The organism is Isoptericola sp. NPDC055881, assembly GCF_053615895.1.
Genome location: NZ_JBSHCR010000003.1, coordinates 90612 through 107247, shown reverse-complemented (window position 1 = coordinate 107247; position 16636 = coordinate 90612). Strand labels below are relative to the sequence as shown.

General features: G+C 72.1%; 18 protein-coding genes. 11 read left to right on the top strand and 7 right to left on the bottom strand.

The genetic code is table 11. From position 1 onward, the window contains the following. Positions 1-34: 34 nt before the first annotated feature. The 4 genes from ACWGKI_RS01855 to ACWGKI_RS01840 all read right to left on the bottom strand — a co-directional run bounded on the left by ACWGKI_RS01855 (position 35) and on the right by ACWGKI_RS01840 (position 3606). Positions 35-763 carry an aminotransferase class IV gene (locus tag ACWGKI_RS01855; RefSeq protein ID WP_452184208.1) on the bottom strand — a complete coding sequence of 243 codons (729 nt, stop codon included), beginning with the start codon at positions 761-763 and terminating at the stop codon, positions 35-37. Positions 764-807: 44 nt separating this feature from the next. After that, positions 808-1770 carry a COX15/CtaA family protein gene (locus ACWGKI_RS01850; protein ID WP_380240897.1) on the bottom strand — a complete coding sequence of 321 codons (963 nt, stop codon included), beginning with the start codon at positions 1768-1770 and terminating at the stop codon, positions 808-810. Positions 1771-1858: 88 nt separating this feature from the next. Continuing rightward, entirely contained in the window at positions 1859-2638 is a 780-nt protein-coding gene (locus ACWGKI_RS01845; protein WP_452184206.1) for an ABC transporter permease, read from the bottom strand. Next, positions 2635-3606, bottom strand: coding sequence for an ABC transporter ATP-binding protein (locus tag ACWGKI_RS01840; RefSeq protein ID WP_452184237.1), 972 nt, complete (start codon positions 3604-3606; stop codon positions 2635-2637). The genes ACWGKI_RS01845 and ACWGKI_RS01840 overlap by 4 nt, the downstream gene beginning before the upstream one ends. Positions 3607-3726: 120 nt before the next feature. On the opposite strand from ACWGKI_RS01840, the gene ACWGKI_RS01835 reads away from it, so the two are divergent. The 9 genes from ACWGKI_RS01835 to ACWGKI_RS01795 all read left to right on the top strand — a co-directional run bounded on the left by ACWGKI_RS01835 (position 3727) and on the right by ACWGKI_RS01795 (position 11384). Further along, positions 3727-4365 carry an HdeD family acid-resistance protein gene (locus tag ACWGKI_RS01835; RefSeq protein ID WP_380240901.1) on the top strand — a complete coding sequence of 213 codons (639 nt, stop codon included), beginning with the start codon at positions 3727-3729 and terminating at the stop codon, positions 4363-4365. Between the two features lie 148 nt (positions 4366-4513). After that, entirely contained in the window at positions 4514-5305 is a 792-nt protein-coding gene (locus tag ACWGKI_RS01830; RefSeq protein WP_452184204.1) for a helix-turn-helix transcriptional regulator, read from the top strand. Then, the gene (gene sufB, locus ACWGKI_RS01825) at positions 5302-6762 is read left to right on the top strand and encodes a Fe-S cluster assembly protein SufB (RefSeq protein WP_380240905.1); all 1461 of its coding nucleotides are present in this window, start codon (positions 5302-5304) and stop codon (positions 6760-6762) included. Before ACWGKI_RS01830 ends, sufB begins: the two co-directional genes overlap by 4 nt. Next, a complete protein-coding gene (gene sufD, locus ACWGKI_RS01820) occupies positions 6763-7983 on the top strand; it encodes a Fe-S cluster assembly protein SufD (protein WP_452184201.1) in 1221 nt (406 codons plus the stop codon). A gap of 7 nt (positions 7984-7990) precedes the next feature. Beyond that, a complete protein-coding gene (locus tag ACWGKI_RS01815) occupies positions 7991-8338 on the top strand; it encodes a non-heme iron oxygenase ferredoxin subunit (protein ID WP_380240909.1) in 348 nt (115 codons plus the stop codon). A gap of 50 nt (positions 8339-8388) precedes the next feature. Beyond that, positions 8389-9156, top strand: coding sequence for a Fe-S cluster assembly ATPase SufC (gene sufC / locus ACWGKI_RS01810; RefSeq protein WP_380240911.1), 768 nt, complete (start codon positions 8389-8391; stop codon positions 9154-9156). A gap of 48 nt (positions 9157-9204) precedes the next feature. Beyond that, the gene (locus ACWGKI_RS01805) at positions 9205-10503 is read left to right on the top strand and encodes a cysteine desulfurase (RefSeq protein ID WP_452184199.1); all 1299 of its coding nucleotides are present in this window, start codon (positions 9205-9207) and stop codon (positions 10501-10503) included. Between the two features lie 21 nt (positions 10504-10524). Next, positions 10525-10992 carry a Fe-S cluster assembly sulfur transfer protein SufU gene (gene sufU, locus ACWGKI_RS01800; RefSeq protein ID WP_452184197.1) on the top strand — a complete coding sequence of 156 codons (468 nt, stop codon included), beginning with the start codon at positions 10525-10527 and terminating at the stop codon, positions 10990-10992. A 32-nt stretch (positions 10993-11024) separates the two neighbouring features. Next, positions 11025-11384, top strand: coding sequence for a metal-sulfur cluster assembly factor (locus ACWGKI_RS01795; RefSeq protein WP_380240917.1), 360 nt, complete (start codon positions 11025-11027; stop codon positions 11382-11384). A gap of 112 nt (positions 11385-11496) precedes the next feature. Here the strand turns inward: ACWGKI_RS01795 and ACWGKI_RS01790 are convergent, their stop codons facing one another. Further along, on the bottom strand, positions 11497-12129 hold the full coding sequence (locus ACWGKI_RS01790) for an IclR family transcriptional regulator (protein WP_452184195.1): 633 nt from the start codon (positions 12127-12129) through the stop codon (positions 11497-11499). Positions 12130-12623: 494 nt separating this feature from the next. After that, positions 12624-13190 carry a TetR/AcrR family transcriptional regulator gene (locus ACWGKI_RS01785; protein ID WP_452184193.1) on the bottom strand — a complete coding sequence of 189 codons (567 nt, stop codon included), beginning with the start codon at positions 13188-13190 and terminating at the stop codon, positions 12624-12626. A 131-nt stretch (positions 13191-13321) separates the two neighbouring features. On the opposite strand from ACWGKI_RS01785, the gene ACWGKI_RS01780 reads away from it, so the two are divergent. Together ACWGKI_RS01780 and ACWGKI_RS01775 are read left to right on the top strand one after the other, a co-directional pair. Then, complete coding sequence (locus tag ACWGKI_RS01780; RefSeq protein WP_452184191.1) at positions 13322-14584, top strand: aldo/keto reductase; 1263 nt, start codon at positions 13322-13324, stop codon at positions 14582-14584. A gap of 54 nt (positions 14585-14638) precedes the next feature. Further along, positions 14639-15283, top strand: a complete 645-nt coding sequence (locus ACWGKI_RS01775) for an NAD(P)-dependent oxidoreductase (protein WP_452184189.1) — start codon at positions 14639-14641, stop codon at positions 15281-15283. 328 nt (positions 15284-15611) lie between these two features. On the opposite strand, the gene ACWGKI_RS01770 is transcribed toward ACWGKI_RS01775, so the two are convergent. After that, complete coding sequence (locus ACWGKI_RS01770; RefSeq protein ID WP_380240933.1) at positions 15612-16625, bottom strand: LacI family DNA-binding transcriptional regulator; 1014 nt, start codon at positions 16623-16625, stop codon at positions 15612-15614. Positions 16626-16636 lie beyond the last annotated feature (11 nt).

Below are 16636 nucleotides of genomic sequence, written 5' to 3'. Positions count from 1 at the left end.
CGCTGTCACGCCCTCGCCCGGCACCGTCAGCAGGTCAGGGCGCGTCCCAGGGGACGGCGGCGACGGCGGTGCGGAGCTCGTCGACGCGGGCGGTGGCGTCGGGCAGCGAGGTCGCGTCCACCGACGCGACGGACACGATGCCGACGGAGTTGACGAGGAACGCCCCGGCGAAGCTCGCGACGTCGTCGACGTGCACGGGCCGGGCGCTGGTCGACGCGCTCGCCTCGACCAGCGCGAGCCCCGTGCCGCGCAGGTGCGGCGCCGTGGGCCAGACGACACCGCCGTCGGCCTCGAGGAAGCCGACGTTGGCGATGCTGGACTCGGCGACGGCGCCGTCGGGTCCGGTCAGGAGCGCGTCGTCGTAGCCCTCGCGCACGGCCTGTCGTGCCCACTGCGCCTGCGCGAAGCCGCCGAGGTGCTTGAGGTGGGCGAACGGGCGCAGGTAGGGGACGGTGCGCAGGCGCTGCGGCGCCGTCGGGGGGAGGCGGGGGTCGGCGACCTGGACGGCCACGTGCTCCGGGTCGCGCAGCACCACCCGCACGGACGCGTCGGCACGGCCGTCGAGGGCGTGCCGAACGAGCCCCCGGACACGGTCGGTGTCGAGCGTCGCGCCGAAGATCTCGAGGTGCGCGGTGCGGAGCCGGCGCAGGTGGTGCTCCAGGCCCTGCACGCCACCGCCGCGCACCTGCATGGCGGTGAAGTGGCCGTCGGTGGACGCGACCTGCGGGGCCGTCGCAGGACGGCCGTCGACCTCGATGCGCACGTCAGCACCGTAGCGCGGCCTCGGCGGCTGCGTGCGGAGACCCGTCAGGCCCGGGAGCGCAGCCGCAGGACGGCGTTCGCGGTCGCCCACGTGAGGCAGCCCGCGCCCACCAGGTGGAAGCCGACGAGCACCTCGGGAAGTCCCGTGAAGTACTGCACGTACCCGATGAGGCCCTGCGCCAGGGTGACGCCCGCCAGCAGCCACGCGGCAGTGCGCGCGGCGGCGACCCGGGGACTGGCCGGGGTGCGGTGCAGCAGCACGAGCAGCAGCACGAGCGTGATCGTGAACAGCCAGACGGTGCCGGAGTGCGCCCGGGTGATCTCGAGCGGGTCGAGGGCGAGGCGGTAGCCGACGGAGGTGTCGCCCGAGTGCGGGCCGGAGCCGGTGACGAGCACGCCCAGGGTGACGATCGGGACGAGCAGGACCCCGAGGACGGTGCCCGTCACGGAGACGGCCCGTCCGGCCACCGGCTCGGGGCGGCCGTCGCCCTCGCCGTGGCGGTGCAGCAGGTAGGCGCTGAACCACACGAGCGCGGCGGACACCCCGAAGTGCAGGGACACCCAGCCGGGGCTGAGGTGCAGCAGCACCACGACGCCGCCGATGACGGCCTGGGCGACCACGCCGGCCAGGGGGACGATGCCGAGGAGCCGGTACGAGCGCGACCGCGACCGGTCCGTCCACACCAGGAGCAGGAGCGCGAGGCCCACCACCGCGAGGACGAAGGCGACCGTCCGGTTCCCGAACTCGACGTACGGGTGGATGGAGGACGCCTGGTGGAACGCGGGCGTGAAGTGGCCCGGCTCGCACAGCGGCCACGTGGAGCACCCGAGGCCGGAGTCGGTCAGGCGGACGGCGCCGCCGGTGCCGATGATGAGGATCTGCCCGATGACGTTCGCCAGCAGGACGCCGCGGGTCCAGGAGCGGAACCGGGCGAGGCGGTCGGGCGTTCCGGCAGGACCGGTGCCCGCCTCGGGGGCGGGGCGCACGGCAGGGCTCGACGAGGTCACGAGTCCACGGTATCGCCACGATCCGGGCGACCAGGCGCCTCAAGGGCGACCGGCGGTGTGACCTTGGTCCGGTCGCACCGCCCGTGCGTCACTGCCAGCGGAAGAAGCGCGCCGCGGCCCACGCGAGCACGGCCGTCCAGGCCGCGAGCACCACGAGGGCCAGCGCCGGGACGCCCGTGCCGAGCAGGGCGCCGCGCATGGCCTCCCCGAGCGCGCCCGAGGGGAGATAGGTCGCGAGGTGGGCGACCGGGCCGGGCAGCTGCTCGGGCGGGACCAGCAGCCCGCCGCCCACGACGAGGAGCACCAGCACCAGGTTGGCGAGCGCGAGCACGCCCTCGGCGCGCAGCGTGCCCGCGAGCAGCAGCGCGAGCGCCGTGAAGCAGGCGGTGCCGAGCAGCCCGATGCCGACGGCCGGCAGGATCCCTCCGGCGGCCGGCTGCCAGCCCAGCGCGAGCGCGACGGCGCCGACGACCACCACCTGCACGACCTCGACGGCCAGCACGCCCAGCAGCTTGCCCGCGAGGAGCCCGCCCCGGCCGAGCGGGGTGGTGGCCAGCAGGCGCAGCACACCGTTGCGCCGGTCGAAGGCGGTGGCGATCGCCTGGGACGTGAAGGCGGTCGACACGCAGGCGAGGGCGAGGACGCCCGGGGTGACGAAGTCGACCCGCGCCAGCCCGCCGGTGTCGATGTCGATGACGCTGGTGCGCGTCAGGCCGAGGAGCACCATGACCGGCAGCACGATCGTCACGAGCAGCTGCTCGCCGTTGCGCAGCACGGCCCTGGTCTCGAACCCCGTCTGCGCGAGCACCCGGCGCCAGGCCGGGGCGGCACCGTGCGCCGTCGTGCTCGTCGAGGTGGTGGTGGTCATCGCAGGTGCCGTCCCGTCAGGTCGAGGAAGACGTCCTCCAGCGTGCGCCGGCCCACCGTGAGACGGCTCGCGAGGACGTCGTGGTCGGCGAGCCAGGCGGTCAGCGTGGCCAGGGCCCGGGGTCCGGCAGGGCCCTGGACGACGTACGAGCCCGGCTGGGGCTCGGTCACGGTCCACGTGCCGGCCGTGCCGGTGGCGGCTCCGAGCGCGCCGGCGACGGCAGCCACGTCCAGGCCGGGGGCCGCGTCGAACCGCAGCGTCCGGTCGTCCTGCGCGTCGGGGGAGAGGAGCTCCGGGACGGTGCCGCTCGCGATGACGCGCCCGTGGTCGACGACGTGGACGCGGTCGGCGAGGTCCTCGGCCTCGTCCATGAGGTGCGTCGTGAGGACCACGGCCGTGCCCTCGTCTCGCAGCTCCCGCACGAGGTCCCACACGGCGTGCCGGCTCTGCGGGTCCATGCCGGCGCTGGGCTCGTCGAGGAACACGACCTCCGGGCGGCCGACGACGGCGGCGGCGAGCGACAGCCGCTGGCGCTGACCGCCGGACAGGCGCCGCACGGTGGTGCGGGCGAAGGAGCCGATGCCCAGCCGCTCGCCGAGCTCGCCGACGTCGCGCGGCGCGGCGTACATGGCGGCGACGTGCCGCAGCACCTCGCCCGCGCGGGCGCCGGTGGGCAGGCCGCCGTCCTGCAGCATCACCCCCACGCGCGGACGTAGGGCGCGCGCGTCGGCCACCGGGTCGAGGCCGAGGACGCGCACGGCGCCGCCGTCCGGGGTGCGCAGCCCCTCGCAGCACTCCACGGTGGTGGTCTTGCCTGCGCCGTTGGGCCCGAGCACGGCGGTCACCGCTCCGGCGTCGGCCACGAGATCGAGCCCTGCGACCACGTCCTTGCCGCCGTAGCGTTTGACGAGGCCCTGGACGTGGACGGCGGCTCCGGCGCCGGCGGCGCGAGGGTCCTCGGGGGGCACTGCGGGCGACGGGGCGTCGTCCGCGCCCGATGGCGCGATCGAGGTGGGCACCGGAAGATTCTACGGAGTCGCCCGGCCAGGGCGACGAGCGTGAGGCGCGACCCGAGGAGCGGCACGACCATGACCTTCTACACGTTCACCCCGCCGCAGGACGTCGCGGCCCTGGCCCGGCGCCTGTGGTACTGGCCGATCATCCGCGGCGTGCTCGCCCTGCTGTTCGGGCTGCTGGCGATCTTCCTGCCGGACAAGACCCCGACCGTGCTGGTGCAGATCTTCGGGGTGTTCGTGCTGGTCGACGGCGTGGTGAGCCTCATCGACGGGCTGCGGCGGCGAGGGACCTCCGCGGGCTCGGTGAACACCGGCATCGGCATCGTGGCGCTCGTCTTCGGCGCGCTCCTGCTTCTCCTGCCGAAGGTGTTCCTGGGTGTCGTGCTCATCCTGGTGGCCATCTGGGCGCTGATCTTCGGGCTGCTCCAGCTGTTCGTCGTGCCGGCGATGCGCCGCCGGGGTGGCGCCTCGTGGGTCTGGAACCTCCTCGCGGGCCTCCTGCTCGTCGCCCTCGCGGTGGTGTGCTTCGTCAACCCGGCCAACGCCATCGTGGGGCTGTCCATCGTGATCGGCGCGTTCGCCGTGATCATCGGGGCCGTGATGATCGCGCTGGGGATCAAGCTGCGCCAGCTCGGTCGCCAGCCCGGCCAGCCGGGCGCCGGGGGGCGGCCTGGCGAGGTCATCGAGGGCCGCATCGTCAGCGACGAGTGACGTTCGCGACACCCGCCCCCTGAGGGGCCGCAGTGAGGCATGCCTTGCTTGACATCCTGGATTACGCAACAAGGATGTTGCCTATATCGACGTCGTGCCGAGGGTGAGTCGTGCCCCCGGTGATCACGAGCCGAACGGGGGTGAGCGCATGCCGACGAGCACGACCGACCGCAGGCCCGCGCGCGTCGAGCCCCGCGTCCTCGACCCCCGCGCCCTCGACGGCGCTCCCGACGTCGACGGCACCACGCGCCGACGCGTGCTGGAGCTCGTCGCCGGCGAGGGGCCCGTGAGCGCGGCCGAGCTGGCCGACCGTCTCGGCCTCACCTCGGCGGCCGTCCGCCGCCACCTGGCCTGCCTCGAGGAGGACGGCACGATCGCCGTGCACGACGGCGGCCCGTCCTCCGGCCGTCGCGGACGACCTGCCCGCCGGTACGTCGTGAGCGCCCGCGGGCAGTCCGACCTCGCGGGCGGATACTCCGAGCTCGCGGCCCAGGTCATGCGCCACCTGCGCGAGACGGGCGGCACGGAGGCCGTCGCGCGGTTCGCGGCCGAGCGGTACGACGCGGTCGTCGCCCGGTACGCCCCGCGGCTGACGGCCGAGGACCCCGAGGGGCGCGCGGCCCAGCTCGCCGACCTGCTCTCGGCCGACGGCTACGCCGCGTCGGTGCGCCCGGTGACCGGCCCGCTGCTCCCGACCGTCCAGCTGTGCCAGGGGCACTGCCCCGTGCAGCACGTCGCCGAGGAGTTCGGCGAGCTGTGCGAGGCCGAGGCCCGCGCCTTCTCCGAGCTGCTCGGCACGCACGTCCAGCGCCTCGCCACGATCGCGGGCGGCGCGCACGCCTGCGTCACGAACGTCCCGACCGTCTCCACGCAGGTCTCCCCCCAGAACCTCCCCACCCCGGCCCACCGCACCCGCGGCACGCAGGAAGGAACACGATGAGCGCTCCCACCCAGGACGCCGCCCAGGCGGCACCGGAGGGCACCGACAAGAGGACCGACGACGAGATCATCGCCTCGATCGGTGCGTACGAGTACGGCTGGCGCGACAGCGACGCCGCGGGCGAGGCTGCCCAGCGTGGCCTCAACGAGGGCGTCGTCAAGAACATCTCGGCGCTCAAGAAGGAGCCCGAGTGGATGCTCAAGGCTCGCCTCAAGGCGCTGCGCCTGTTCGACAAGAAGCCCATGCCGAACTGGGGCGCCGACCTCAGCGGCATCGACTTCGACCGGATCAAGTACTTCGTGCGCTCCACGGAGAAGCAGGCCGCCTCGTGGGAGGACCTGCCCGAGGACATCCGCGCGACCTACGACAAGCTGGGCATCCCCGAGGCGGAGAAGCAGCGCCTCGTCGCCGGCGTCGCCGCCCAGTACGAGTCCGAGGTGGTCTACCACCAGATCCGCGAGGACCTCGAGGCCCAGGGCGTCATCTTCGTGGACACGGACACGGGTCTGCGCGAGTACCCGGAGCTGTTCCAGGAGTACTTCGGCACCGTCATCCCCGCGGGTGACAACAAGTTCGCCGCGCTGAACTCGGCCGTCTGGTCGGGCGGCTCGTTCGTCTACGTGCCGCCGGGCGTGCACGTGGAGATCCCGCTGCAGGCCTACTTCCGCATCAACACGGAGAACATGGGCCAGTTCGAGCGGACGCTGATCATCGCGGACGAGGGCTCCTACGTGCACTACGTCGAGGGCTGCACCGCGCCGATCTACTCGAGCGACTCGCTGCACTCGGCCGTCGTCGAGATCGTCGTCAAGAAGAACGCCCGCGTGCGCTACACGACCATCCAGAACTGGTCGAACAACGTGTACAACCTGGTGACCAAGCGCGCCACGGCCGCCGAGGGCGCCACCATGGAGTGGGTCGACGGCAACATCGGCTCCAAGGTGACGATGAAGTACCCGGCGATCTACCTGCTGGGCGAGCACGCCCGCGGCGAGACCCTGTCCATCGCCTTCGCGGGTGAGGGCCAGCACCAGGACGCCGGCTGCAAGATGGTGCACGCCGCGCCCCGCACGTCGTCGTCGATCGTGTCGAAGTCCGTCGCGCGTGGTGGCGGCCGCACGTCCTACCGCGGTCTGGTGCAGGTGCTCGAGGGCGCCAAGCACTCCGCGTCGACCGTGCTGTGCGACGCGCTGCTCGTCGACCAGATCTCCCGGTCCGACACCTACCCGTACGTCGACGTCCGCGAGGACGACGTGTCCATGGGGCACGAGGCGACGGTCTCGCGGGTGAGCGAGGACCAGCTGTTCTACCTCATGTCCCGGGGCATGGAGGAGACCGAGGCGATGGCCATGATCGTGCGCGGGTTCGTCGAGCCCATCGCGCGCGAGCTGCCCATGGAGTACGCGCTCGAGCTCAACCGCCTCATCGAGCTGCAGATGGAAGGGTCCGTCGGCTAAATGACTGCGCAGACCATGACTACCGATCACTCCCGCGCCGTAGCCGACGGTGCCCACTCCCACGGCGTCGTCCCGGCGGGCTCCCGTGCGGAGCGCCGGACCTCCTTCGACCTCGCCGACATCCCCGTGCCCACCGGGCGCGAGGAGGAGTGGCGGTTCTCGCCCGTCGCACGGCTCCAGCCGCTGTTCGACGCGGACCTCGGTGTCGGCGGCGTCCTGACGACCGTCGTCGAGGCCCCCGAGGCCAAGGTCGAGATCGTCGGCAAGGACGACGCGCGCCTGGGCACGACGGGCAAGCCGGGCGACCGCACCGCGGTCACCGCGTGGAACGCCGCCGCCGAGGCGACGGTCGTCACGCTCCCGGCCGAGGCCGTCGCCACCGAGGTCACCTCGGTGCGCGTCGAGGGCGCGACGAAGGACGCGACGGCGCAGCACCTGCTGGTGCACGCCGAGCACCACGCCGAGGGCGTCGTCGTCATCGACCACCGCGGGGACGCGACGCTCAACCAGACGGTCGAGATCGTCGTGGACGAGGGTGCGCACCTCACCGTCGTCTCCGTGCAGGACTGGGCCGACGGCGCCGTGCACGCGTCGAGCCACCGCGCCCGCATCGGTCGTGACGCCAAGCTCAAGCACGTCGTCGTGACCTTCGGCGGCGACGTCGTGCGGATCACGCCGGACGCGACGTTCACGGGCGAGGGCGGCGAGGTCGAGATGGTCGGCCTGTACTTCGCCGACGCGGACCAGCACCAGGAGCACCGACTCTTCGTGGACCACGCCGTGCCGCGCTGCAAGTCGCGCGTCACCTACAAGGGCGCCCTGCAGGGCACCGGCGCGCACGTGGTGTGGGTCGGGGACGTGCTCATCCAGGCCGAGGCCGAGGGCACCGACACCTACGAGCTCAACCGCAACCTGGTCCTCACCGACGGCGCCCGCGCCGACTCGGTGCCGAACCTGGAGATCGAGACGGGCGAGATCGAGGGCGCGGGACACGCGTCGGCGACCGGCCGTTTCGACGACGAGCAGCTCTTCTACCTCATGGCTCGCGGCATCCCCGAGGTCGACGCGCGTCGCCTCGTGGTGCGCGGCTTCTTCGCCGAGCTGATCGACCAGATCGGCGTCGCGTCGGTCGAGGAGCGCCTGCTCGCGTCGATCGAGGCCGAGCTCGAGAAGTCGATGAGCGTCATCACCGGCGTCACGGCGCCCGCCACGGCGGAGTGACCGGGCGATGACCTCCCAGCTGGCCTGCATGGCCGACGACCTCGCCCCCGAGGAAGCCATGCTCGTGGAGCTCGACGGCGCGGACGGGGCCCCGGTCCCGGTCGCCGTCGTCCGCGACGCCGACGGCGGCTGGCACGCCCTGTCCGACATCTGCTCCCACGGACGGGTCTCCCTGTCCGACGGGGAGGTCGAGGGCTGCCTCGTCGAGTGCTGGCTGCACGGTTCGCAGTTCGACCTGCGCACCGGCAAGCCGGTCCAGCTGCCCGCCACGCAGCCGGTGCCGGTCTACCCGGTGTCCGTGGACGGCGACCGCATCCTCGTGGACGTCGACGAGCCGCTCGCCGCCGCGTCGTGACCGCCTCGGCAACCCCCCTTCTTCGCAACACAGACCTGGAGACACGAAGCATGCCCACCCTGGAGATCCGCGACCTGCACGTCAGCGTCGAGACCAAGGAAGGCGCCAAGCCGATCCTGCGCGGCGTCGACCTGACCATCAACTCGGGCGAGACGCACGCCATCATGGGCCCGAACGGCTCCGGCAAGTCGACCCTCGCGTCGGCCCTCGCCGGCCACCCGAAGTACACGGTGACCTCGGGCACCGTCACGCTCGACGGCGAGGACCTCCTCGCGATGACCGTCGACGAGCGCGCCCGCGCCGGCCTGTTCCTCGCCATGCAGTACCCGGTCGAGGTGCCCGGCGTCTCGGTGGCGAACTTCCTGCGCACCGCCAAGACGGCCATCGCCGGCGAGGCCCCCGCCCTGCGTACCTGGGGCAAGGAGGTCAAGGGTGCGATGGAGAACCTCCGCATCGACTCGACCTTCGCCGAGCGCTCCGTCAACGAGGGCTTCTCCGGCGGTGAGAAGAAGCGCCACGAGATCCTGCAGATGGAGCTCTTCAAGCCCCACTTCGCGATCCTCGACGAGACCGACTCCGGCCTCGACGTCGACGCGCTGCGCGTCGTGTCCGAGGGCGTGAACCGCGCCAAGGCGAACACCGACGTCGGCGTCCTGCTGATCACGCACTACACGCGCATCCTGCGCTACATCAAGCCCGACTTCGTGCACGTCTTCGTCGACGGCAAGATCGCCGAGGAGGGTGGCCCCGAGCTCGCCGAGCAGCTCGAGGAGAACGGCTACGACAAGTACGTCGGCACCGGCGCGACGATGGCCTGACCTCCTCGACGAGGAGTTCTCGCCAGGAGCCGTCACCAGGAGGAAGCCATGACCACCACCGACACCGTGCGACCGTCGCTCACCGCGGCGGAGCTCGCCGCCGTGCGCGCGGACTTCCCGCTGCTCGGACGCACGGTGCGGGGTGGTCGGCCGCTCGTCTACCTGGACTCGGCCGCCACGTCGCAGAAGCCGAACGTGGTGCTCGAGGCCGAGGTCGACTTCTACGAGCAGCGCAACGCGGCCGTGCACCGCGGCGCGCACCAGCTCGCGGAGGAGGCGACGGAGGCGTTCGAGGACGCCCGGGTGGCCGTGGCGGCCTTCGTCGGGGCGGACACGGACGAGATCGTCTGGACGCCAGGCGCGACGTCGGCGCTCAACCTCGTGGCCTACGCGTTCTCGAACGCGACGGCCGGGCGCGGGGGAGCGGCGGCCGAGCGCTTCCGGCTGGCGCCTGGGGACGAGATCGTCGTCACCGAGGCGGAGCACCACGCGAACCTCGTGCCGTGGCAGGAGCTGTGCGCCCGCACGGGGGCCGTGCTGCGGTGGTTCGGCGTCGACGAGCAGGGTCGTCTCGACCTGTCCGACCTCGACGGGCTGATCACGGACCGCACGCGGGTCGTCGCGTTCGGGCACGTGTCGAACGTGACCGGGGCCGTGGCCCCGGTCGCCGAGCTCGTCGAGGCCGCCCGGCGCGTGGGGGCGGTCACCGTGCTGGACGTGTGCCAGTCGGTGCCGCACCTGCCGGTCGACCTGCACGCCCTGGGCGTGGACCTCGCCGCGTTCAGCGCGCACAAGATGCTCGGCCCGACCGGTGTCGGCGCCCTGTACGGGCGGCGCGAGCTGCTCGAGGCGATGCCGCCCGTCACGACCGGCGGCTCCATGGTCGAGGTCGTCACCATGGCCGAGACCACCTACGCCCCGCCGCCGCAGCGGTTCGAGGCGGGGACGCAGATGGTGGCCCAGGCCGTCGGCATGGGGGTCGCGGCGCGCTGGCTCGACGAGCTCGGCATGGACCGGGTGGCCCGGCACGAGCAGGAGCTCGCCGCGGAGCTGGTGCGGATCGCGGAGATCCCGGGTGTGCGGATCGTTGGCCCGGCCGACACCCGCGACCGCCTGGCGGTCGTGTCGTTCGTGGTCGACGGGGTGCACGCGCACGACGTCGGGCAGGTGCTGGACGACCGCGGGATCGCCGTGCGGGTGGGGCACCACTGCGCGCAGCCCCTGCACCGGCGGTTCGGTGTGGCGGCGACCGCGCGCGCGTCCGCCTCCGTGTACACCACCACCGAGGAGATCGCGGCGTTCCGGGAAGCACTGGCGGGCGTGCGCGCGTTCTTCGGTGCGGACTGACAGCAGGCGGAGAGGACAGCAGTGAGCTCGCTCGAGCAGATGTACCAGCAGGTGATCCTGGACCACGCGAAGCGCCCGCACGGCCGGGGGCTCGTGGAGGCGCCGGTCGACCACCGGTCGGGGGAGTCGCACCAGGTGAACCCGACCTGCGGCGACGAGATCACGCTGCGCGTGGACGTCGACGGGTCGACGGTGGTGGGCGTGTCCTGGGAGGGTCAGGGCTGCTCCATCTCGCAGGCGTCCGCCTCCGTGATGACGGAGCTCGTCACGGGACAGGACCTCGCGGACGTCGCGCGGCTGGACGCCGTGTTCCACGACCTCATGGGATCGCGCGGCAAGGGGCTGGACGACGAGGACGCGCTCGACACCCTCGGGGACGCGAGCGCGTTCACGGGCGTCTCGCAGTACCCCGCCCGCATCAAGTGCGCGCTGCTCGGCTGGGCGGCGCTGAAGGACTCGCTGGCGCGCAGCGGCGCGCTGGCCGGATGACGTACCGGCCCGACCGGACACCGGAGGAGACGATGACCGAGAACACCACCGACACGGGCACCCCGCCCGTCGCGGCACCGACGCCCACCACGGCCGCGGACGTCGAGGAGGCCATGCGCGACGTCATCGACCCCGAGCTGGGCATCAACGTCGTCGACCTGGGTCTCGTCTACGGCATCCAGGTGGACCAGAACAACATGTCCACCATCGACATGACGCTCACGTCGGCGGCCTGCCCGCTCACGGACGTCATCGAGGACCAGGCGGGCACCGCGCTCGAGGGACTCGTCGACGGCTTCCGCATCAACTGGGTCTGGATGCCGCCGTGGGGCCCGGAGAAGATCACCGACGAGGGCCGCGAGCAGCTGCGGATGCTGGGCTTCAACGTCTGATCGAAAAGTCAGAGATATCGGATACACGAAGGTCTCGTCCCTCGGGGCGAGACCTTCGTGTCGTTGGGGCTCGACTGCGATGTCGTCGCCGCGACGACGACCCGTCGGCGCGTCAGTCCCGGGTGGCCTGACCATGCCGGAGGGCACCGAGCTCCCGGGAGGCCGTTGCTGCCGTCTCCAGCAGGAGGTCGCGCCAGCGTTCCAGGTCCGCGGCGGGGATGGACGGGCTCGGGAACACGAGCGTCATCACGAGGGGGAGCGCGTCCGTCGCGGTGAACACCGGGGCCGCGAAGCTCAGCTGACCAGCGATGACGCCGCCGGAGGTCGTGCCGTAGCCCCGGTCGCGCACCGCCTGCGCCAGGGCGGTCGCCTCCGACCGCGTGCGCCCGGCGAGGGACGCCTCCAGGGCGCGGGCGGTCATCGTCCGTGGCAGGTGGGCGAAGAACACCTGGCCCGAGGCGGAGTCGAGGAGCGGGAGCGAGGCGCCGACCCGCGCAGTGAGAGAGAGGGCGTGCGCGCCGTAGTCCCTCCGCACGATCATCGGGCCGCTGTCCGTCCACACCGCGAGGTTGACCGAGTGCCCGGTGGCCTCACTGAGGGCCACCGAATGCTCGGAGGCGATCGCCACCTCGTTCGTGCGTCGGAGCGCTTCGCCGCCGAGCCGCCGGGTCGCGGGACCGAGGTCGTACTTGCCGGTCGAACGGCACTGGGTCGCGGACGTGCTGGAGGACATGCTGGAGGACATGCTGGCCACCGTTGATGCCTCACAGATCGAGATGGAGCTCCGAGGCAAGCTCGCCGGCTGAGGCGGTGTAGGAGCCCGGTGCGACGGAGGCTGCCCCGACTTGTGGCCCACGGCTTGGCCTCGGTGGCGGGTACTGGATTGCGATCCGCCGCGGTCGAGTCGTGCGGCGGGGACGAGAAGCGTGCGCTGGCGCAGCAGCTGGTGGCCCTGGCCAGGGCGGCGGGGGTCGATCTGGTCGGTCTGAACGGGTTCTTGACCGGGTTGACCAAGCAGCTCCTGGAGACCGCTGAACCTTCGCGATGGCGTATCCGCGCAGTCCCAGAGGTTGGCCTCGTCCGGTGACGAGGACGGGGCCGCGTCGGCGTTTGCGTGCTCCGTCCGAGGCCTGGGAGCCAACTCCGGTCCATGACGTCTGCACGGGGACCCACGACCGGCGCCACCGTCGCAGCGGGGAACGTCTACGCGCGAGGATCGATCGAGCGACGGCTGGGCTCTCAGTCCCGCCGGCGCAGTGCGTCCACCACGAGATCGAGCAGGCGTGCGATCTGCTCGACGTCGGATCTCGTCGCCGTGGCGACGAACAAGCCGTGGAGCAGCACGGTGACGTCGTCGGGTCGGATGTCCGGGCGGAGGGACCCGTCCGCGACCCCCGCCTCCAGCAGCGGGGCCACTGCCGTCGTGATCCGTTCGCGGGTGGCCTTCATGGGCGCCTGCGACTCCGAGGTCCCGGCGCGGAGCGTGTCGATCATCCCGCGCTTGGTCGCCGCGAACTGGGTGTATCTCGTGAGCCACTCGCGCAGTGCGGCGATCGGGGCGAGTGCGTCGAGCAGTGCGGCGGAGGAGGTGGTGAGGTCCTCCAGCTCGGCGGCGTAGACAGTCTCGACGAGTGCCTCACGTGTCGGGAAGTGCCGGTACAGCGTTCCCGCGCCAACGCCGGCGCGGGCCGCGACGGTGTCCATCGCGAAGCTGCCGCCGTGCGCAGCGAGCTCCTCACGCGCGACGGCGACGATCCTGGCGCGGTTGCGTCGTGCGTCGGCACGCATCGGTCGCGGCGCGCTCACGGTCGCCGGTGCAGGAGTGGGCGAGGAGGGAATCTCGTCGGTCCCAGGGCGAAGGTGCGAGGAGCGGGCGTTCAAAGCGGAGAGTCCTCCGGTTAGTGCTAGGGTGATGCTTAGCGGAGAGTTCTCCGTCTATGGCATCGTCCCACAGGATCGAGCAACCGCCGATGATGAGCAGCACTGACCCCACCCCTGGCGGTCGGGGAGCGCTCGCGGGCCACTCCGTCGCGCGCGTCGGTTACGGAGCCATGCAGCTGCAGCGCCTGCGTGGCGACCGCGATGCCGCCGAGAGGGTGGTCCGGCGTGCGGTCGAGCTCGGCGTCGACCATGTCGACACGGCGCCCTTCTACGGTCGCGGCTTCGTCGACGTCGTTCTCCGGGACGTCCTGCGACCGGAGGACGGCGTCACCGTCGTCTCGAAGGTCGGCGCGGAGGCCGCCCCCGCCGGTGCCCCGTTCCCCGTCCGGGTGGCGCAGCGTCCCGAGCAGCTGCGGGCCGGCGTCGAGGCGAGCCTGCGAGGTCTGGGGGTCGAACGCATCGATGTCGTCAACCTGCGGCGCATGGACACTCCACAGCGTGTGCCGGTGCCGGCCGATCAGGTGGTGGATCTGGATGACCAGCTCGCCGTCATGCTCGCGATGCGCGACGAGGGCATGATCGGCGCGATCGGGCTCAGCTGCGTGACCCCTGAGGTCCTGCGTCGTGCCCTGTCCGTCGGGGTTGCGTGCGTGCAGAACCCGTACAGCGTCGTCGCGCGGGAGGACGAGGAGCTGCTGCGCATGTGCGAGGAGGCGGAGATCCCGTGGGTGCCGTTCTTCCCCCTCGGCGGCGGTTTCCCCGGTGCGGCCAAGGCGGGTGACGCCCCGGTCGTGCGCGCCGTCGCCGACGAGCTGGGTATCACCACCTCGCAGGTCGCGCTCGCATGGTTGCTGCACCACTCCCCGCGCACCCTGCTCATCCCGGGCACTGCGGATGTCGACCACCTCGAGGCGAACCTCGTCGCCGGGGCCGTGGACCTCGACACGGAGACGCTGCACCGACTGGACGCCGTCGGATCCCGGACGGCCGGGAACGACCGAGGGGGAACCGTGAGCCTCAACCATGACGAGCTCGTCCGCACGAGCGCCGAACTGCACGCCAACCTGAACTTGACCGGCCTGAACCGCGCTGAGGTCGCCTCCGACCTGGGTGTCGCGGCGCAGCAGCTGGACGCCGCCTTGTCGCCGACCGGCAGCGATCCCGTGCTCGTCTGGCAGCTGCGCGACTATCTGCTGCATGCCGTACGAGACGCAGGCGGCGCCCCGGTCCCGTTCTCGGTCCTCACCGATGCCAACAAGCTGCGCGCGCGCCTGTGGTTCAGCTTGCGCAAGGCCCCGCGACACGACTTCTCCACCTGACCCGCCTACCGGGACCTCGTCTTCCGCAGACCCCCTTCTTCTCAAGGAGTACCGATGACCCGCATCACCGTCCTGGGCGGCACCGGCTACGCCGGCAGCGCCATCGTCCGCGAAGCCGCAGCACGCGGCCACGAGGTCACCGCGTTCAGCCGCAGCGCACCCGCCGACCCGGTCCCCGGTGTCACCTACCGCACGGGCTCCGCCCTCGACGAGGAATCACTGGCGTCGGTCATCGACGGCGTGCAGGCGGTCGTCGTCGCTCTCGCGCCCCGTGGCGAGCTCGTGCACGTATTCGCGCAGGCTGTCGACCGGATCGGCGCGCTGGCTCGCACGGCCGGCGCGCGTCTGGGCGTCATCGGTGGGGCGGGCACGTTGCTCGCCGCGCCGGACGGTCCGAAGGTGTACGAGACGGCTGACTTCCCGGCGGCGTACGTGTCGGACAGCCGCGCGGCCGACGAGGCGCTCGGCGTCCTGCGCGCCTCGACGCAGGACCTGGACTGGTTCGTCGTCAGCCCGCCCCTCGGCTTCGGCTCCTGGGCGCCCGGCACCGCGACCGGCGTCTTCCGCCTGGGCGGGGATGTGCTGCTCACGGACGACAAGGGGCGTTCGGAGATCTCCGGAGCCGACCTCGCGACGGCCGTCGTCGACGAGCTCGACAGCCCCACGCATCGTCGCTCACGATTCACAGCGGCGTACTGACCGCGTGGATCGACCCGCGCGGCGCGAGGGGGTGCCAGCGGCGTGTGGTGCGCGCCGGGGGGCCGATACCCGAGCTTCGGGTCTTCGGCGCAGGCGTCGAACGGGACGTCCGCCAGGCGGGTTTGGGCCGACGCGGTGGCGTGACAGGGGCGGTGAGTCACGGGTGGTGCGGCTGGCTGGCGATCGGCAGGAGCTGGCACGTCACCGCGGCGAGGATTCTGCCTCGGCGACCTCGCGGGACGAGCGGGTCAGGTGTCACCCGTACGTGGAGCAGCCCCGAAGTCGGAGGCGGGCCCGATGGTGACGTTCCCGTGTCTGCGAGGTCCGGCTAGGCCGACTCGCGCAGAAGCAACGAATGGGAAACAGACCGATGTACGGCGGGCCCGCTGGAGGGGAGCGCACCCGAATGCATCTGGACTGCCAGCTCCACACCGAGCCGCCCCACCTCGCCGAGGTCGAGCGCGAGGCTGGAGAGCTCAGGAGTGCTGATACGGCCGATCGGCAGGCCATCGATACCGAGTACGGCGCATTGTCGAGGAACGTGGACGCCCGCCCGCGCCAGCTCCTTCATGACGCCGAACGCGACGATGTCATTGAACCCGATGATGGCATCGACGTGCGGATCCTCGACGAGCATGGCCTGTGCTGCCCGAATGCCCCCATCGACGGACTGCTCGGCGAAATACACCGTCGGCTCGAGCCCGAGCTCGGTCATCGCCGCACGGTAGTGCCGCTGACGCTCAGATATCGAACCCGGCCCGACGATGTCGACCAGCGCGATGCGCCGATGTCCGCGACCGTGCAGATATGCGACGCCAGCCCGCATACCGGGGCCGAAGTCGAGCTCGACCACTCCCCGATGACCAGGCACCGGCGAGGTCTCGAGCGTGACGACAGGCAGGTCGCCGAAGATGCCGTCGTAGTCGGCCGGAGCGACGCGGAGGTAGCCCACGACTGCGTCGACCTGGCCTGCGAGCGACTTGAGCGAGGCCGGCACGCCGTTCGGGCTGTGCGCCGTGTCCGCGATGACGACGCTCCAGCCACGGGTAGCAGCCGTTGCGATCACGCTCGCCGCCAGCTCGGGGTAGTACGGATTGGTCAGGTCGTCGATCACGAGGCCGAGCGTGAGCTGGTGGCCCAGCACCAGCCCGCGGCCGAAGCGGCTAGGCCGGTACCGCAGCTCCTTGGCGGCGGTCATGACCCGCTTCTTCGTCGCCACGCTGATGCCCGGCATGTCGTTCATCGCGCGGGTCACTGTCTGGCGGGAGACCCCGGCGCGGGCAGCGACGTCCAGCACCGTCGGCCGCTTGGCGCCGCCCGTTCTCGTCGATCCGTCGTTCATGATGGCGTCAC